Origin of the sequence: Variovorax paradoxus (assembly GCF_030811855.1) — a bacterium.
In the GTDB taxonomy this organism is placed as follows: Bacteria; Pseudomonadota; Gammaproteobacteria; order Burkholderiales; family Burkholderiaceae_C; genus Variovorax; species Variovorax paradoxus_L.
Genome location: NZ_JAUSRN010000002.1, coordinates 50778 through 68044, shown reverse-complemented (window position 1 = coordinate 68044; position 17267 = coordinate 50778). Strand labels below are relative to the sequence as shown.

At 66.2% G+C, this 17267-nt stretch carries 18 protein-coding genes and 1 other RNA gene; 10 read left to right on the top strand and 9 right to left on the bottom strand.

Translation table 11 applies throughout. The features are described from left to right. Positions 1 to 15 precede the first annotated feature (15 nt). Positions 16 to 744, bottom strand: coding sequence for a winged helix-turn-helix transcriptional regulator (locus tag J2X92_RS05185; RefSeq protein WP_307573979.1), 729 nt, complete (start codon positions 742 to 744; stop codon positions 16 to 18). A 109-nt stretch (positions 745 to 853) separates the two neighbouring features. Here J2X92_RS05185 and J2X92_RS05180 point away from each other — a divergent pair, with 109 nt between their 5' ends. Then, the gene (locus J2X92_RS05180; RefSeq protein ID WP_307573977.1) at positions 854 to 1726 is read left to right on the top strand and encodes a class I SAM-dependent methyltransferase; all 873 of its coding nucleotides are present in this window, start codon (positions 854 to 856) and stop codon (positions 1724 to 1726) included. Between the two features lie 65 nt (positions 1727 to 1791). On the opposite strand, the gene ffs is transcribed toward J2X92_RS05180, so the two are convergent. Then, positions 1792 to 1888: signal recognition particle sRNA small type (ffs, locus tag J2X92_RS05175), an RNA gene on the bottom strand. Positions 1889 to 2067: 179 nt separating this feature from the next. Between ffs and dnaX the strand changes: the two genes are divergently transcribed. The 7 genes from dnaX (at position 2068) to J2X92_RS05140 (ending at position 8279) form a co-directional block, all read left to right on the top strand. Continuing rightward, positions 2068 to 3918 carry a DNA polymerase III subunit gamma/tau gene (gene dnaX, locus J2X92_RS05170; protein WP_307573975.1) on the top strand — a complete coding sequence of 617 codons (1851 nt, stop codon included), beginning with the start codon at positions 2068 to 2070 and terminating at the stop codon, positions 3916 to 3918. Between the two features lie 97 nt (positions 3919 to 4015). Further along, positions 4016 to 4348, top strand: a complete 333-nt coding sequence (locus J2X92_RS05165) for a YbaB/EbfC family nucleoid-associated protein (protein ID WP_012747441.1) — start codon at positions 4016 to 4018, stop codon at positions 4346 to 4348. A gap of 7 nt (positions 4349 to 4355) precedes the next feature. Beyond that, the gene (gene recR, locus J2X92_RS05160) at positions 4356 to 4946 is read left to right on the top strand and encodes a recombination mediator RecR (RefSeq protein ID WP_307573971.1); all 591 of its coding nucleotides are present in this window, start codon (positions 4356 to 4358) and stop codon (positions 4944 to 4946) included. Between the two features lie 51 nt (positions 4947 to 4997). Next, the gene (locus J2X92_RS05155; protein WP_307573969.1) at positions 4998 to 5390 is read left to right on the top strand and encodes an MAPEG family protein; all 393 of its coding nucleotides are present in this window, start codon (positions 4998 to 5000) and stop codon (positions 5388 to 5390) included. A gap of 134 nt (positions 5391 to 5524) precedes the next feature. Further along, complete coding sequence (locus tag J2X92_RS05150; RefSeq protein ID WP_307573967.1) at positions 5525 to 6559, top strand: ABC transporter substrate-binding protein; 1035 nt, start codon at positions 5525 to 5527, stop codon at positions 6557 to 6559. Positions 6560 to 6633: 74 nt separating this feature from the next. Further along, positions 6634 to 7449 carry an ABC transporter ATP-binding protein gene (locus J2X92_RS05145; RefSeq protein WP_307573965.1) on the top strand — a complete coding sequence of 272 codons (816 nt, stop codon included), beginning with the start codon at positions 6634 to 6636 and terminating at the stop codon, positions 7447 to 7449. Beyond that, complete coding sequence (locus J2X92_RS05140) at positions 7446 to 8279, top strand: ABC transporter permease (RefSeq protein WP_307573964.1); 834 nt, start codon at positions 7446 to 7448, stop codon at positions 8277 to 8279. Before J2X92_RS05145 ends, J2X92_RS05140 begins: the two co-directional genes overlap by 4 nt. A gap of 22 nt (positions 8280 to 8301) precedes the next feature. Here the strand turns inward: J2X92_RS05140 and J2X92_RS05135 are convergent, their stop codons facing one another. Continuing rightward, positions 8302 to 9930 carry a transglycosylase SLT domain-containing protein gene (locus J2X92_RS05135; protein WP_307573962.1) on the bottom strand — a complete coding sequence of 543 codons (1629 nt, stop codon included), beginning with the start codon at positions 9928 to 9930 and terminating at the stop codon, positions 8302 to 8304. Further along, positions 9927 to 10490, bottom strand: a complete 564-nt coding sequence (locus tag J2X92_RS05130; RefSeq protein WP_307573961.1) for a hydroxyacylglutathione hydrolase C-terminal domain-containing protein — start codon at positions 10488 to 10490, stop codon at positions 9927 to 9929. The genes J2X92_RS05135 and J2X92_RS05130 overlap by 4 nt, the downstream gene beginning before the upstream one ends. On the opposite strand from J2X92_RS05130, the gene J2X92_RS05125 reads away from it, so the two are divergent. Further along, on the top strand, positions 10489 to 11256 hold the full coding sequence (locus J2X92_RS05125; RefSeq protein ID WP_307573960.1) for a class I SAM-dependent methyltransferase: 768 nt from the start codon (positions 10489 to 10491) through the stop codon (positions 11254 to 11256). The genes J2X92_RS05130 and J2X92_RS05125 overlap by 2 nt on opposite strands. 56 nt (positions 11257 to 11312) lie before the next feature. Beyond that, positions 11313 to 11762 carry a ribonuclease HI gene (gene rnhA, locus J2X92_RS05120; RefSeq protein ID WP_307573959.1) on the top strand — a complete coding sequence of 150 codons (450 nt, stop codon included), beginning with the start codon at positions 11313 to 11315 and terminating at the stop codon, positions 11760 to 11762. A 22-nt stretch (positions 11763 to 11784) separates the two neighbouring features. Here rnhA and moeA read toward each other — a convergent pair whose 3' ends face one another. The 5 genes from moeA to J2X92_RS05095 all read right to left on the bottom strand — a co-directional run bounded on the left by moeA (position 11785) and on the right by J2X92_RS05095 (position 17262). Then, positions 11785 to 13107, bottom strand: a complete 1323-nt coding sequence (gene moeA, locus J2X92_RS05115) for a molybdopterin molybdotransferase MoeA (protein WP_307573957.1) — start codon at positions 13105 to 13107, stop codon at positions 11785 to 11787. Beyond that, on the bottom strand, positions 13104 to 13751 hold the full coding sequence (gene mobA, locus J2X92_RS05110; RefSeq protein WP_055799991.1) for a molybdenum cofactor guanylyltransferase MobA: 648 nt from the start codon (positions 13749 to 13751) through the stop codon (positions 13104 to 13106). Before mobA ends, moeA begins: the two co-directional genes overlap by 4 nt. Further along, a complete protein-coding gene (gene moaA, locus J2X92_RS05105; RefSeq protein WP_082517488.1) occupies positions 13748 to 14905 on the bottom strand; it encodes a GTP 3',8-cyclase MoaA in 1158 nt (385 codons plus the stop codon). The genes mobA and moaA overlap by 4 nt, the downstream gene beginning before the upstream one ends. Positions 14906 to 14982: 77 nt before the next feature. Next, positions 14983 to 15744, bottom strand: a complete 762-nt coding sequence (locus J2X92_RS05100) for an SDR family oxidoreductase (RefSeq protein ID WP_307573954.1) — start codon at positions 15742 to 15744, stop codon at positions 14983 to 14985. A gap of 84 nt (positions 15745 to 15828) precedes the next feature. After that, positions 15829 to 17262, bottom strand: coding sequence for an aldehyde dehydrogenase family protein (locus J2X92_RS05095; RefSeq protein WP_307573952.1), 1434 nt, complete (start codon positions 17260 to 17262; stop codon positions 15829 to 15831). Between the last annotated feature and the right edge of the window lie 5 nt (positions 17263 to 17267).

Below are 17267 nucleotides of genomic sequence, written 5' to 3'. Positions count from 1 at the left end.
GGCCGCCTGCCTGCCCTATCCTTTCGATGCTAGGTTGAGGAGCCTTGCCCCTGGCACTGACCGCGCTGCGACCCGGGTGTCGGCGAAAACGCTGCGCCCGAGCCAGCGCCAGAGGTCGCGGGTATCGGATTCCGTGCCGATGACGCGCAGGCGCCGCTCGCGCAACGCAGCCTCGGCGTCGAGGTCGCCGGTCCAGATCTCGGTCAGGGTTCGCACGGTCGATTCGACAATCAGCGTCGGTTCGTCGCCGGGGTTGTCGCGGCAGAGGTCGGCGCTGCCCTGGTCGACGACCAGCCACCAGCGCCGCTCGCCCTCGGCTGCGTCGGTGAAGCGGAAGTGGATCACGATGCAGCGCGCGCGCGGGCACTCGTCGATCCGCACGAAGCGGCGGACGTCCCACATCAGGAAGCCGGCGTCCAGCTGGTCGCGCTTGAGCCGGCTGCCGATCCAGCGCGCACCCCAATGGCCCAGGGCCATCACGATTGGGCGCAACTCCTCGCCCGCCGCAGTCAGGTGATATTCGGCCGTGCTGCCGTTGCCCTGGAGCCGCTTGACGACACCCACTTCCTCCAGCTTGCGCAGGCGCTGTGCCAGCAGCGAGCCCGACATGCGCGGCACGCCGCGCCGGATGTCGTTGAAGCGCGTGCTGCCGCACAGCAGCTCGCGCACGACCAAGGGCGTCCAGCGCTCGCACAGCACCTCGGCGCCGCGCGCCACGGTACAAAACTGGCCGTAGTCGATCATGGTGCCAATTTAGTCCTTGAGGGGAGCCGAGGCCAGTACAAATTCTGGACTGGCGAACCTCGGGCCGCGCTGCCATTCTTGAGGCTCCCTCACTCGATGGAGACACATCATGGACACCGTCACAGCCGCGCCGGCATTCAACGCCGCCGCCTTCAAGACCACCACCCGCGCCCAATGGCAGGCTGCCGCCGAGGCCTGGCATCGCTGGGGGCCGTTTCTCGGCCGCTGGCTGGGCGACGCGACGGAAACGATGTTCGATCTGGCCCGCATCGAGCCCGGCAGCCGGGTACTCGACATCGCGGCCGGCGCGGGCGAGCAGTCGATCGGCGCCGCGCGGCGAGCAGGCCCCAGTGGCCGCGTGCTCGCTACCGACATCGCGCCGGCCTTGCTCGAGCGCGCGGCCGCGGATGCCAAGGCCGCGGGACTGTCGAACCTCGAGACCCTTGAACTCGACGGCGAGGCGCTCGACACGCTGCCCGCCGGCAGCTTCGACGCGGCAATCAGCCGCGTGGGCCTGATCTACTTCCCCGACCAGCAGCGCGCGCTCGCCGGCATGCGGCGGGCCTTGCGTCCGGGCGGGCGGGTGTCGGCTGTCGTCTACTCGACCCCCGAGCGCAATGCATTTTTCTCGATCCCCGTGAAGATCATTCGCGAACGCGCGCGGCTTCCCGCGCCGCTGCCGGGTCAGCCCGGACCGTTTTCGCTCGGTGCCGAAGGCTCGCTCGAGGCCGCGTTTGCCAAAGCCGGCTTGCACGACATCGAAGTACGCCGGGTGCCGTCGCCGGTGCGGCTGGCGAGCGCAGCCGAATGCGTGCGCTTCGAACGAGAGTCTTTTGGAGCGCTGCACCAGATGATGGTCGGGCTCGACGAGGCCGAGCGCGCGAGCACCTGGGATGCCATTGAAGAGGCGCTGCGACAGTTCGAAAGCAGCGAAGGCTTCGTCGGGCCATGCGAGATGCTCGTTGGCGCCGGAAGCACGTGAGGTTGGGAGCGAGGGCCCCCTGTTCAGCGCGTAAGTCCTTGGAACTCACGGCTTTTTGATGTTAGGTTGACGAGCCTTACCCCTGGCACTGACTACGCAGTTAGGGCTGCTTGGTTCCCCACCTGACCCGGTTGGCCACTTCACCATGCAGGGAGGCCCGTCAAAGGCTATTGTAACCCCCCAGGCTGCGCGCACTTCGTGTCGCTTCGCCCACCCCCCTGCTGGGGGCGATACCAGCGGCCCGGCAAAGCCGGTTCCGCGGTATCCCACGAAAAAACGGCTCTTTTTTTGATTCCGGGATCGGACTGGGAAGGGGCGCCGCCCCTTTTAGAATGCCCGCAATGTCTTATCTCGTGCTCGCTCGCAAGTTCCGTCCTAAAACCTTTGGTGAGATGGTTGGCCAGGGGCACGTGGTGCAGGCGCTCGAGAACGCGTTGACCACGCAGCGGCTGCATCACGCCTATCTTTTCACCGGCACGCGGGGCGTGGGCAAGACCACGGTTTCGCGCATTCTGGCCAAGTCGCTGAATTGCCAGGGCCCGGACGGGCAGGGCGGCATCACGGCCACGCCTTGCGGGGTCTGCCAGGCCTGCAAGGACATCGATTCGGGCCGCTTCGTCGACTACACCGAGCTGGACGCGGCATCGAACCGCGGCGTGGACGAGGTGCAATCGCTGCTCGAACAGGCGGTGTACAAGCCGGTGCAGGGGCGCTTCAAGGTCTTCATGATCGACGAAGTGCACATGCTCACCAACACCGCGTTCAACGCGATGCTGAAGACGCTCGAGGAGCCGCCGGAATACCTCAAGTTCGTGCTCGCCACCACCGATCCGCAGAAGGTGCCGGTCACGGTGCTGTCGCGCTGCCTGCAGTTCAACCTGCGGCCGATGGCGCCCGAAACGGTGCTGGAGCACCTGACGAGCGTGTTGCAGACCGAGCAGGTGCCGGCCGAACCGCAGGCGTTGCGTCTGCTCGCCCGTGCCGCACGTGGCTCGATGCGCGATGCGCTGTCGCTCACAGACCAGGCTATCGCATTCGGCAACGGCGAACTGCTGGAAACCGGCGTGCGCCAGATGCTCGGCAGCGTGGACCGCGGCCATGTGTTCAAGCTGATCGAGGCGCTGGCAGAGGGCGATGGCAAGACGGTGGTCGACACCTCCGAGGCGCTGCGGCGCGATGGCATGTCCGCCGCCTCCACGCTGGAAGAAATGACGGCGGTGCTGCAGGCCATGGCCGTGCTGCAGGCGGTGCCTTCGCGGGCCGAGTCGGCCGATTCGGCCACCGACCCCGATGCGGCCGACACGGCACGCCTCGCGGCCCTCATGCCGGCCGACGAAACGCAATTGCTCTACAGCCTGTGCCTGCACGGCCGCGGAGAGCTGGGCCTGGCGCCCGACGAATACGCGGCGCTCACGATGGTGCTGTTGCGGCTTTTGGCCTTCAAGCCTTCCAACGCGGCTTCTTCCTCGGCCTCCACGGAAAAAAAAACTCTGAATGAAGCCCGGAAGACGGTTTCGGCCCCTGCGGCCGTAGCACCGGCTCGGGCGGCAGAGGTTGTCGAATCGCCTGTTCCAGCCGCCGCGCCTGCGGCGCGGCAGGCCCCTTCGGCGCCGGCGGGACAGCGCCTTGCCGTTGTCAGCGAGCCCATCAGGCAAAGCGAGGCGAGGCCGCCCGCCATGGCTGAACCTCCGCCGTGGGAAACGGGCGCTAAGGTGCTTGCCGTTCCGATGCGCGTCCAGCCGCCGCCGAGCCAGCGCGACGTGCCGCGCCCCGACGAGCAGCGCAGCCCGGCACCGCCCATTCCACCCAGCGAAGACGGCGATTTCTGGCACGCCATGGTCACGCAGATGATCGCGGCCGAGAGCATCAATGCCCTGGCGCGCGAACTCGCGCTGCAGTCGCAGCTGGTGGCGCGCGACGTCGACCAGTGGATACTTCGGGTGGAGCGCGAGTTGCTCAACCAGCCTTCGGCCCGTGAGAAGCTCAGCGACGCACTGGCTGCGCTCGGCCACAGCGTGAAACTCGCCATTGAAATCGGCGGCGTGGTCGACAGCCCCGCGCGCCGCAACAAGCAGGCCGCGGAAGAGCGCCAGCGCGTGGCCGAGGACGCCATCCGCAACGACCCCGAAGTGCAGATGCTGATGCGTGAATTCGATGCGAAGATCGTGCCCGGAACCCTCAAGCCGGCCTGACAGAACGCTACTGAAAACTCGTGCCGGCACTTGCGGCATTCCGGTTCGACCGCCATCTCTCTTATCCTTCCCCCATTCCAACCAATCAGGACCAACGATGTTCAACAAAGGACAACTGGCCGGCCTCATGAAGCAGGCGCAGGCGATGCAGGACAACCTCAAGAAGGCCCAGGAAGAACTGGCCACTATCGAGGTCGAAGGTGAATCGGGCGCCGGCCTCGTCAAGGTCGTGATGACCTGCAAGCACGACGTCAAGCGCATCACCATCGACCCGAGCCTCCTGGCCGACGACAAGGACATGCTCGAAGACCTCGTGGCTGCCGCCTTCAATGCAGCGGTGCGCAAAGCCGAGGAAACCAGCGAGCAGAAGATGGGCAAGCTCACGGCCGGCATGCCGGGCCTTCCGCCCGGCATGAAGCTGCCGTTCTGAGCCATTGATGGCCGACGCCAGTTCGCTCGACGCGTTGGTCGATGCACTGCGCCGCCTGCCCGGTGTCGGCGTCAAGTCGGCCTCGCGCATGGCGTTTCATTTGCTGCAGCACGACCGTGAAGGCGCGCAGCTGCTTGCGCGCGCGTTGCAGCAGGCGGCGGGCAACGTGCGGCATTGCGAGCGCTGCAACACCTTCACGGAGGCGCCCGTGTGCAACGTCTGCCTCGATGCGCGCCGCGACGCGACCAAGCTCTGTGTGGTCGAAACGCCCGCCGACCAGGCCGCGCTCGAACGCACGGGGGCCTTTCGCGGCTATTACTTCGTGTTGATGGGCAAGCTCAGCCCGCTCGATGGCATCGGACCCAAGGACATCGGCTTGCAGAAGCTCTTCGACCGTGCGCTCGACGGCACGGTAAGCGAGGTGATCCTGGCCACCAACTTCACGGCCGAGGGCGAGGCCACCGCACACGTGATCGGCGAAGCGCTCAGGCAGCGCGGCCTCAATGTGACGCGCCTTGCGCGCGGTGTGCCGGCCGGCAGCGAACTCGAATACGTGGACCTCGGCACCATCGCGCATGCCCTAGTCGACCGTCGCTAGCGCACAGCGGCCGGCGCGGCCGCTGCCCAACGCAGACAACAATAAAACCGAATGACTTTCTCATTGCTCACCGTTGCCTACTGGTGCGTGTTCATCGCATGCGGGCTGCCGTATCTCGCAGCGTGGATCGCCAAAACCGGCAGTTTCGGTCCGCGCGACAACACGCATCCGCGCGACTGGGCCGCCAGGCAGAGCGGCTGGCGCGCGCGCGCCAACAGTGCGCAAGCCAACAGCTTCGAGGGGCTGCCGTTCTTCATTGGCGCGGTGATCATCGCGCACCAGCTGGGCGCCAACCAGGCGCGGCTCGACATGCTGGCGGCGACCTATGTCGTATTGCGAGTGCTTTATCTCGCGGCCTACATCAAGGGCATTGGCAGCGTACGCAGTGCGCTCTGGGCCCTCGGATTCCTGGTCAACATCGCGATTCTTTTCGTCGCGCGATAAGCCGTTTGGCAGAGGCCGAAGAGGTCTTCATGCTTACGTGAAAACCCGCACGGGATGACCCCGATGCACCCGACAGGGGCGCACCCCTAAGCTCGATTCGGTCTAAAGAATCAATGAGCCCGCAGGTCCGTTCCATGCTTCCTCGCAGAACCCTTCTCACCGCCTCCGCAGTCGCTGCCGCATCGATCGCGCTGCCGCGGGTTTTTGCGCAAGCCAAGCTCGAGAAGACAAAAATTTCCATTGCCGTTGGCGGCAAGGCGGCCTTCTACTACCTGCCGCTCACCATCTCCGAGCAGCTCGGCTACTTCAAGGCCGAGGGCCTCGATGTCGAGATTTCCGACTTTGCTGGCGGAGCGCGCGCACTGCAGGCGGTGGTCGGTGGTTCGGCGGACGTTTGCTCCGGCGCCTACGAACACACCATCAACCTGCAGGCCAAGAACCAGTTCTTCCAGGCCTTCGTGTTGCAGGGCCGCGCACCGCAGATCGCGGTGGGCGTGTCGACCAAGAACATGGCGGGCTACACCGGCATCCAGGATTTGAAGGGCAAGAAGATCGGCGTGTCGGCGCCGGGTTCGTCGACCAACATGGTGGCCAACCTCGTGCTGTCGCGCGGGGGCCTCAAGGCCAGCGATGTGAGCTACATCGGCGTGGGAGTGGCGGCTGGCGCGCTCACGGCGCTGCGTTCGGGCCAGATCGACGCTATCAGCAACACCGACCCGGTAATGACCATGCTCGAGCAGAAGGGCGACGTGAAGATCATCAGCGACACGCGCACGCTCAAGGGCACGCAGCAGGTGTTCGGCGGGCCGATGCCCGCAGCCTGCCTCTATGCGCCGACGGACTTCATCCAGAAGAATCCCAACACCTGCCAGGCACTTGCCAATGCCATCGTCCGCGGCCTCAAGTGGCTGCAGACGGCAGGCCCCGGCGACATCATCAAGACGGTGCCGGAGACCTATCTGCTCGGTGACCGCGCGCTGTACCTTGCGTCTTTCGACAAGGTGCGCGAATCGATCGCCACCGACGGCCTCGTACCGGCCGAGGGCCCCAAGACCGCGCTTGCCGCCATCGCCAGCTTCGATACCTCCGTGAAGCCCGAGAAGATCGACCTCACCAAAACCTACACCAACGATTTTGCTAGGCGCGCGAAAGACAGGTTCAAAGCCTGACTCCGAACGTCCCCGCGACCCGGCTTAGGCCGGGTTTTTTCTTGTGGCGGCCGACGCCAGAATTCCTGCCAGACATGTCCGACTACGCACTCGAACTTCTCTCCATCATCTGTACTTTTCACTCGAAGGACGATCCGGGCCAGCGCTACACCGCGGTGGCAGACACCACGCTGCGCGTGCGGGCCGGGGAGTTCGTCTCTGTGGTGGGCCCCACCGGGTGCGGCAAGTCCACGTTGCTGAATGTCGGCGCCGGTTTGCTGGAGCCGTCGTCAGGCACCATCAAGGTCTTCGGCCAGGCGCTGCAAGGGGTCAATGCGCGAGCTGGCTACATGTTCCAGACTGAGGCGCTGATGCCGTGGCGCAGCGCTGTTGCCAACGTGATGGTTGGACTTCAATACCGCGGCGTGCCCGATGCCGAGGCGCGTGAGCAGGCCGAGGCCTGGCTCTCGCGCGTGGGCCTCTCCGGCTTCGGTGACCGCTATCCGCACCAGCTCTCGGGTGGCATGCGCAAGCGCGTGGCATTGGCGCAGACGCTGGTGCTCGATCCCGACATCATCCTCATGGACGAACCCTTCAGTGCGCTAGACGTCCAGACGCGGCAGTTGATGGAAAACGAAGTGCTCGAACTGTGGAGCGCGAAGAAGAAGGCGGTGCTCTTTATCACACACGACCTCGACGAAGCCATTGCAATGAGCGACCGTGTGGTGGTGCTCTCGGCTGGGCCGGCCACGCATCCGATAGGCGAATTTGTCATCGACCTCGCGCGCCCGCGCGACGTGGCAGAAGTTCGCACGCAGCCGCGCTTCGTCGAGCTGCATACGCAAATCTGGGAAGTGCTGCGAGACGAGGTGCTCAAGGGCTACGCGCAGCAACTGAAGAAAGCCGCATGATGCCAAGCCTCAACGAACGCAATGCGCGCTTCTGGCAGCTGGTGTTGCTGGCGATGATCCTGGTGGGCTGGCATGCGGCGTCGCGCAACCAGCAGATCGCGTTTTTTCTTGGTGAGCCGATCCAGGTGGCAGGACGCGTCTGGAGCTGGTTCCTGCCGTTCGAGGTGCCGCCGAACCTGCTGTTCCCCGAGGGGCTGAAGGGCAATGCGGACATCTACCGGCACCTGGGCACCACGCTGCTTGAAACGGTGCTGGCCTTCGGCATTGGCACCGTGCTCGGCCTCGCGTGCGGGCTCTGGCTGGCGCTGGCGCCCACAGCCAGCCTGATTCTCGATCCCTACATCAAGGCCGCCAATTCGATGCCGCGCGTGATCCTCGCGCCGATCTTCGCGCTCTGGTTTGGCCTGGGCATCTGGAGCAAGGTGGCGCTGGCCGTCACGCTGGTGTTCTTCATCGTGTTCTTCAACGTCTATCAGGGCGTGCGAGAAGTGAGTCCTGTGGTGCTGGCCAATGCCAGGGTGCTGGGCGCCAACCAGCGGCAGTTGCTGCGCACCGTGTATCTGCCAAGCGCCACCAGTTGGGTGTTCTCGAGCCTGCACACCTCGGTGGGGCTGGCCTTCGTTGGCGCGGTGGTCGGCGAATACCTGGGCTCGGCGCGCGGCGTAGGCTACCTGATTCTCCAGGCCGAAGGCACGTTCGACGTGAACACCGTGTTCGCCGGCATCGTGGTGCTGACGGCCTTCGCACTGCTGCTCGACGGGCTCGTCGGCCTGATCGAAAAACGCCTGATGAAGTGGCAGCCGCGCAGCGGAGAAACCGAAAAGCTCTAGCGCTTCTCGGCTTCCGCGCTTCTTAGCGCTTCTTCTTTACCGGCGTGCCGCCGCGCTTTTCGCGCACGATCTGCTGTTGCTTGCCGGCCGGTGACTTCACGATGTTGGTGCCGCGCGCGGCCACGGCCTTTGCCGTGCCGCCACCGCGCTTGTCGGCAACGGCCGCGTGTCCGCGCGTCGGTGCGGCGCCCGACCCCACGCGGGCCTCGGCTGCCGCGCGAACCGGCAGGTACACCACCACGCTGTAGCCGCGCTTGAACGAATGGTTGAGCTTGACGTCGTTCCACTCGGCCACGCTGTCGGGCTTGAGCTTGTAGCGGCGCGCGATGCTGGCCACGCTGTCGTTGCGCCCCGCCTTGACGGTGGTGCGGCGATTGACGATCTCGGGCTGGAAGCTCAGGTGGCCGCTGTCGGCCACCAGGGCCGTTACGTCTTCCTTGACGCGGGCGCCGCGCGGCACGATGAGCGTGGAGCCGGCCTTGATGAGCATGCGCGGCGGAATGCTGTTGAGCGCGCGCAGGTCGGTTTCGCTCATGCCCGAGCGTTGGGCCGCATCGGCCACCGTCATGGTGTTGGGAACGACCCATGCCGTCCAGCTTGCGTATTGGCCTTGCGAGTAGGCGTCGAAGTTGCGCTGGAACACGGCTGCGTTGTCCCACGGCAGCAGGATTTGCGGCGTGCCGGCGGCCAGCAGCACCGGCTTGTGCGCGGCAGGGTTCAGGGCGCGGAAGTCTTCAAGCCGGATGTCGGCCAGCTTGGCCGCCAGTTCAACGTCGAGGTCGCGCGTCAGCGTGACGGTCTGGAAGTACGGGTGGTTGGCGATCAGCGGCAGCTCGGTGTTGAACGCCTGCGGATTCGCGACGATATTCTTCACGGCCTGCAGCTTGGGCACGTACAGCCGCGTTTCCGCCGGCATCGAAAGATCGCTGTAGGTGGTGGGCAGGCCGAGGCGCTGGTTCTTGGCGATGGCGCGGCTCACGCTGCCTTCACCCCAGTTGTAGGCCGCCAGGGCAAGCTGCCAGTCGCCGAACATGCCGTAGAGCTTTTGCAGGTAGTCGAGCGCGGCGCGGGTCGAGGCCACCACGTCGCGCCTGTCGTCGCGGAAGATGTTCTGCTTCAGGTCGAAGTCGGTGCCGGTGGCCGGCATGAACTGCCACATGCCCGCGGCACGCGCGCTGGAGATGGCCTGCGGGTTGAACGCGCTCTCGATGTACGGCAGCAGCGCGAGTTCGGTCGGCATGTTGCGCCGCTCGAGCTCTTCGACGATGTGGAAGATGTATTTGTTCGAGCGCTCGGTCATGCGCTGGATGTAGTCGGGCCGACTGGCATACCACTGCTCGCGGTCGCGCACCAGGTCGCTTTGGAGGTTCGGCATCTTGAAGCCGCGGCGGATGCGGTCCCACATGTCGGCGGGCGGCGCCAGCGTGACGACGCTTTGCGAGTGGGCCTCGCTGCTGGTGATGGGGGTGAGGGGGCCGCCCGGATAGACGGGCGCGGCGCTGCTCGAAGTCTTGGAGCCGGTGCCTCCCGCGGTAGGCTGCTGCGAGGCGGGAGTCGAAGAAGAGGAGGACGAAGAGGGGCCGCTCGTGGTGCTCGCGCAGCCCGCGAGCAAAAGTGAGCCAGCAAGGCAGACAGCAGCGATAAGTTTCATCGGAAGTCGTTTTTCCATTGGCGCAGAGCAGCAAACACGTCGGCTTCGGCCGCATTGGCGGAAAGCTCGGCGTGCTCGCGCACCGCTCTAAGGACAGTGGCTTCGCGGCTGCGAAGAAAGGGGTTGATTCGGCGTTCGGTTGCCAGTTGCGAGGGCAGCGTGGGCTGCCCCTGTGTGCGCAGGCTTTCGCAGCGCGCGGTGTAGTGAGTCAGATCGGTATTGCCGGGTTCCACCGCGTAGGCGAAACCCAGGTTAGCAAGTGTGTATTCGTGGGCACAGCATACGCGGGTGTCGCCCGGCAGCGCCGCAAGTGAGTCGGGAATACTCTCGCGCGTCGGGCCGAAGACGCGTGCACCAGAGGCCGCATGGAGCGCCTCCACGCCGCCCGTGTGATCGTGATGGTGGTGCGTGACTAGAATCGCGGCGAGCTGCAGGTTGTCGCGCGTCAACGCGTCGAATACCGGTTGAGCGTCGCCCGGGTCCACCACGATCGCGTTGGAGCCGTCCTGCAGCATCCAGATGTAGTTGTCAGCGAAGGCGGGCAGCGGAACGAGGGTCATGAGCGGTCAAATTATAGGTTTGCAGGATTGGTTCGCGACCCCCCCTGGACGGTACCTCCTGGCGTGGGAGCAGGCCCAGTTCGACCAGGCGGTCGCGGACATCTTCGGCTATCACGCCTTGCAGCTCGGAGCGGCAGGTGTCGACGGGCTGCGCACCAACCGCATGCCGCACCGCTGGCTGGCGCTGCCTGAGCTCGTGCAGGGCAGCAAGGCTGCGCTCTTTACCGATTTTGCGGCGCTGCCGTTTGCAGCCAACAGCCTGGATCTGGTGGTGCTGCCGCACGCGCTGGAACTGAGCCAGGATCCTCACGCCACCTTGCGCGAAGTGGAGCGCGTGCTGGTGCCCGAAGGCCGAGTGGTGATCTGCGGGCTCAACCCAGCCAGCCTATGGGGTATGCGGCAGCGCCGCGCGCACCTGTACCGCAAGCTCGGGTTTGGCGACCTCTTTCTGCCCGAAGGCGGCGAGTTCATCGGCTATTGGCGCATGCGGGACTGGCTGCGGCTCCTGAGCTTCGAGGTGGAGTCGGGGCGCTTTGGCGTCTACCGGCCTGCGGTGCGCAGCGAAGCCTGGCTGGAGCGCTGCCGCTGGATGGACACCGCCGGCGAGCGCTGGTGGCCGATTTTCGGTGCCGTGTATTTCGTGGTGGCGGTCAAGCGGGTGCGCGGCATGCGCCTGTTGAGTGCGGACTGGCGTCGCGCCGCGGCGCGCGCGACGGCGCCGGTGTCGATTGCGGGCAAGGTGCACAAGGCTGACCACCGCGACTGAAATGATTGATGAATGAATAGCGATCGATGGATCGAAAGAAGAAGGAAAAGTAAGTTTTGAACGAAGTCGTGATCTACACCGATGGCGCCTGCAAAGGCAATCCCGGCCCGGGCGGCTGGGGCGCCTGGCTCAAGTCGGGCGCCACCGAAAAGGAACTGTTCGGTGGCGAGCTCGATACCACCAACAACCGCATGGAACTCACGGCCGTGATCGAGGGCCTGGCTGCTCTCAAGCGGCCCTGCAAGGTCATTCTTTACCTGGACAGCCAATACGTGCGTATGGGCATCACCGAGTGGATCCGCGGCTGGAAAGCCAAGGGTTGGCGCACGTCGACCAAGCAGCCGGTGAAGAACGTCGAACTCTGGCAGAAACTCGACAAGCTGGTGGCCGAGGGCGGCCACGTGATCGAGTGGCGCTGGGTCAAGGGCCATTCCGGCGACCCCGGCAACGAACGCGCGGACATGCTCGCGAACAAGGGCGTGGACAAGGCCTTGGGCCGAATCTGAGGCGCGAAAGACTGGGGGCGAGCTAAATAACCCCGTCGAACATCATCACGTCGACTTCATCGCCTGCAGCCACGCTGGCTTGATCGTGGTGCAGCACGACGAGCCCGTTGGCTTCGACCATCGAACTCAGCACGCCCGAACCCTGGTTTCCGGCAATGCGGACTTCGGGCAGCGCACCGGACACGGCCTGCACGAAGCCGCGCTGATATTCGGTACGGCCGGCTTTCTTGCGGATGGCGCTCACGCTGCGCGCGCGCAGCAGGGGCGGCGGTGCCGCGGCGATTTCGTGGCAGCCCATCATGCGTAGCAGTGCGGGTCGAACGAAGGCTAGAAAAGTCACCATCACGGCCACTGGATTGCCCGGCAGACCGAAGAGCACCGCAGCGCCCGCTTGAGGTGAGGAGGCCTGGTTGCGTTGAATCAGCCCGACTGCCATCGGCCGTCCTGGTCGCATGGCAATGCGCCAGAACGCCATGTCGCCCAACTGCTGCATCACGGCGCGCGTATGGTCGGCCGCGCCGACGCTCACGCCGCCGCTGGTGATGATGGCGTCGGCCTCGCTGGCCGCGCGCTGGAGCGTGGCGGCGAGCGTGGCGGGATCATCGCGAACCAGGCCCAGGTCGATGACCTCGCAGCCCAGCCGCGTGAGCAGGCCGAAAACCGTGTAGCGGTTGCTGTCGTACACGGCGCCCTCGCGCGGCGGCTCGCCAAGGCTCAGGATTTCGTCGCCGGTCGAAAAGTAGGCCACGCGCAGGCGTCGCAGCGCAGGCACCGAGGGCAGACCTAGGCTCGCGACCATGCCGAGCGCGGCGGGCGACAGGCGTTCGCCGCGCTTCAGAGCCGGTTGCCCCTGCATCAGGTCTTCGCCGGCAAAGCGGCGGTTGTCGCCACGCCGCAGCACCTTGGCCGGAAAGCTCACCCGGTCGCCGTCGATCTTGCAGAACTCTTGCGCAACCACGGTGTCGAGTCCCTCGGGCATGACGGCGCCTGTCATGATGCGAACCGCGTCGCCAACCGCCAGGGTTCCACGCCAGGCCGTGCCGGCCAGGGCCGTGCCCACCACGCGCAGCACGATGGACTCGTCCGTGGGTGCATCGTCGCGCAGGATGGTGCCATCGAAGGCAAAGCCGTCCATCGCCGAGTTGTCGTGCGGCGGTACGCTGACGGGCGAGATGATGTCTTCGGCCAGCACGCGGCCCAGTGCTTCGCGTACGCCGACCATTTCGCTTTCCGCAACCACGGCCGGGCCCACGAGCTGCGCCAGAAAAGCCTGCACGCCGCCGACACTCAGGGCCTGGGGGTCGTAGCCTTCAAGGGCGGCGGCAATGTCGGCGATGCGGCTCATCGGTTTTCAAGGGCGTGCAGTTCAGCCAGCGTGTTGGCGTTGAAAAAGGCGTCGGGTGCATCGCCGGGCCGGTCGAAGGGGACGAGCACCGTGCGGTGCTGCGCGGTCCAGGCGTCGATCTTGCGGCCGCCGGACTGGGTGAAGTTCACCAGGCTTTCGAGCAGGGTGGTGCGCAGCAGGCAGAACACCGGCTGCGGCCGCAGCACCGGCGCCTCGCCGGGTTCGGCGGCAGCCTCGGGAGCGCTGACCATGGCGATCTCCGCGTTGTCGGCCACCATCGCTTCGGCCAGACGGCTGGCCAGATCGAGCGGAAACAGGGGCGTGTCGCACGGCACGGTGAGGAGATAGGGCGTTTCGCAGCGTTCCAAACCGGTGAGGAAGCCGGCCAGCGGACCGGCATAGTCGGCCAGGCTGTCGGGCCAGACCGGAACGCCGAATGATTCGTAGGCGGACAGGTTGCGGTTGGCGTTGATCATGACTTCGCCGACCTGCATGCCCAAGCGCAGCACGGCATGCATGGCAAGCGGCGAGCCATTGAAGTTCTGCAGGCCCTTGTCGATGCCGCCCATGCGTGAGCCGCGTCCGCCGGCCAGCAGCAGGCCGGTGATCTCGCTGGGGGAAATGGAATCTTGTGTGGAGGTCATCCGCCGATATAGCTCATTTCGACGCGGCGCGGCGCCTTGTTGTTGTCGTTGCCGTCGGACTCAGCGCTGTCGGGGCCACGGAGTGCGCGCAATTCGGAATATCGGTCGGCCCGGCCCTGCCAGATGTGGCCGATGGCCGAGGCAATGTCTTCGTCGGTGGCGGTGCCGCGCAGCAGGGGCCGCAGGTCGTGGCCCGCGCTGGCAAAAAGGCAGAGGTAGAGCTTGCCCTCGGTCGACAGGCGAGCGCGGCTGCAGTCGTGGCAGAAGGCCTGCGTGACGCTGCTGATTACGCCAATTTCACCGCCGCCGTCGGCATAGGCCCACCTTTGGGCTGTTTCGCCCGGCGCGCTGGGCTCCAGCGGCACGAGCGGAAACTCGGCGCCAATGCGCGCGATGACTTCGGCCGAGGGCAGCACCTCGTCCATGCGCCAGCCGTTGGTGGCGCCGACGTCCATGTATTCGATGAAGCGCAACACCACCTTGCCGCCGTGGTTGTCGCGAAAGTAGCGCGCCATCGGCAGGATTTCCTGCTCGTTGGTACCGCGCTTGACCACCATGTTCACCTTCAGGGGGCCGAGGCCGGCGGCCAGCGCCGCGTCGATGCCGGCGAGCACGTCGGCCACCGGGAAATCGACGTCGTTCATGTGGCGGAACACCGCATCGTCCAGGCTGTCGAGGCTCACGGTCACGCGCTGCAAGCCGGCGGCACGCAGCGCGGCCGCCTTGCGCTGCAGCAGCGAGCCGTTGGTGGTGAGCGTGAGCGCGAGCGGCTCGCCGGCCGGGGTGCGGAGCTCGGAGAGCTGCTCGATCAGCCCCTCGATGTTCTTGCGCAACAGCGGTTCGCCGCCGGTGAGCCGGATCTTGCGCACGCCATGGGAGGCGAACAGGCGCGCGAGCCGGGTCATTTCCTCAAAGCTCAGCAGCGCGCTATGCGGCAGGTATTGGTAGTCCTTGTCGAACACGTCCTTCGGCATGCAGTAGCTGCAGCGGAAGTTGCAGCGGTCGGTCACGCTGATGCGCAGGTCGGTCAGCGGGCGGCCCAGGCGGTCGAGCAGGCTCCCCGTGGCGGGCACGGCAGTCTCCGGCACCGAGACGGCCGGGCGCGCGCGGCCGACCTCGGATAGCGGGATGACGGTGGTGCTTTTGCTGTTCATGGGGGCAGCGGCCAATTTACTCCATGGCGCAAGGGTCGACCCGGAAAGGGCTACTCGGCGGGGCGGCCTTGCCTGGACTAGACGCAGCGCGCGCCGTCGACCTCGATGCACACGCCGCTGATGAAGGCGGCTTCGTCGCTGGCCAGGTACAGCGCGGCGTTGGCCACGTCCAGGGCGGTGGAGAAGCGGCCGAGCGGAATGGTGGCGCGGAACTTGGCCTTGCGCTCTTCGGTCAGCGGGCCGCCCGCGAATTCGGCGGCCAGGCCGGTGTCCGGGTTGAACACCGGGTTGATGCAGTTGACCCGGATGTTGTCGGGGCCGAGTTCGGCAGCCAGCGACTTGCTGGTCGTGATGACCGCGCCCTTGGAGCCGTTGTACCAGGTGAGGCCCGGGCGCGGGCGCACGCCGGCCGTCGACGCGATGTTGATGAACGAGCCCCCGCCATTGGCGCGGAACGCCGGCACCGCGTGCACGGTGGCCAGATAGATGCTCTTCACGTTGACGGCATAGCACTTGTCGAACTCGTCTTCGCCCACTTCAAGGGCGGGGCGGTTGCGGTGCGTCCAGCCGGCGTTGTTGACCATGACGTCGAGCTTGCCGTGGCGCTCCACCGCGGCCTCGACCAGCGCCTTGACCTCGGCCGACTTGGTGACGTCGGCCGCAAAGAAAGAGGCCTTGCCGCCGTCACGCAGGATCGCTTCCACCACCTGCTGGCCCGCCGCCGGGTTGATGTCGTTCACGAGCACCTGGGCGCCCTCGGCCGCAAGCCGCTTGGCGATGCCTTCGCCGATGCCGCCGCCGGCACCGGTCACGATGATGGATTTGTCCTTGACGCGCACGGTTTTGTCTCCTGGAAAGGTACAGCGGGGCAGTGTATCGGGCGATGGCGCCGAGCGCCCCGCGAAGCGGCTGCCGATTCGGCTTCAGCCGTGCTTTATGGCAACGGTCTTGAGGGTGGTGAAGCCGTACAGCGCCTCAAAACCCTTTTCGCGGCCATAGCCGGACGACTTGACGCCGCCGAACGGCAGTTCCACGCCGCCACCGGCGCCGTAGTTGTTGATGAAAACCTGCCCGCTGCGCAACCGCTTGGCCATGCGGAACTGGCGCGCGCCGTCGGCTGTCCACACGCCGGCGACAAGGCCGAACTGCGTGGCATTGGCGAGCGCCACCGCTTCGTCTTCGTCGGCGAACTGCATCGCCGCAAGCACCGGCCCGAACACTTCTTCCTGCGCCAGGCGATGGTCGACGGGCACGTCGCGCAGCAGGGTGGGGGCCTGGTAGAAGCCGGTTTCGGGCGCTTCGTCGACCACGACGCCGTGGGCCACCATGGGAATGCCGGCGACCTGGGCATCGCTTAAGAAATCCCAAACGCGCTGCTGCTGCGTCTGGCGGATGAGGGGGCCGACGTCCAGGTCCATGGCCGCGGGGCCGACGCGCAGGGCCGCAAAGGCGTGGCCGAGGCGCTCCAGCAGCGGCTCGTAGATGCCGCGCTGGATCAGCACGCGCGAGCCGGCCGAGCAGGTCTGGCCGGCGTTCTGCACGATGGCATTGATGATCACCGGAATGGCCGCGTCCAGGTCGGCGTCGGCAAAGATGATTTGCGGGCTCTTGCCGCCGAGCTCGAGCGTGACCGGGCAATGCCGCTCGGCCGCCACCTGCTGGATCAGCGTGCCGATCTTGGGACTCCCGGTGAAGCTGATGTGGTCGATGCCCTCGTGCCGGGCGAGGGCGTCGCCCACTTCGTGGCCGTAGCCTGTCACGATGTTGAGCGCACCGGGCGGAAAGCCGACTTCGGCCGCCAGCTGGGCGACGCGGATCAGCGACAGGCAGGCGTCCTCGGCCGGCTTCACCACGCACACGTTGCCCGCCGCCAGTGCGCCGCCCACACTGCGCCCGAAGATCTGCATCGGGTAGTTCCAGGGAATGATGTGCCCCGTGACGCCGTGCGGCTCGCGCCAGGTGAACACGCTGTAGCCGTCCTGGTAGGGAATGGTCTCGCCGTGCAGCTTGTCGCAGGCGCCGGCATAGAACTCGAAATAGCGCACCAGCGCCAGCGCGTCGGCGCGTGCCTGCTTCACGGGCTTGCCGCAATCGCGCTGCTCGATCAGCGCGAGTTCATCGACGTGCTCGGCGATCTTCTGCGACAGCTTGTAGAGCAGGCGGCCGCGGTCGGCCGCGCTTACCTTGTGCCAGACGCCATCGAAACAATCGCGCGCCGCACGCACCGCCGAGTCGATGTCGGCGGCATTGCTGCGCTGGATCTCGTCGAAGGGCTGGCCGTCGGACGGGTCGAGCACCTGCAGGGTGCGGCCAGAGGAAGACGGGACGTCGGCGTTGGCGATGAAGTTGAGTTGCATGGGAC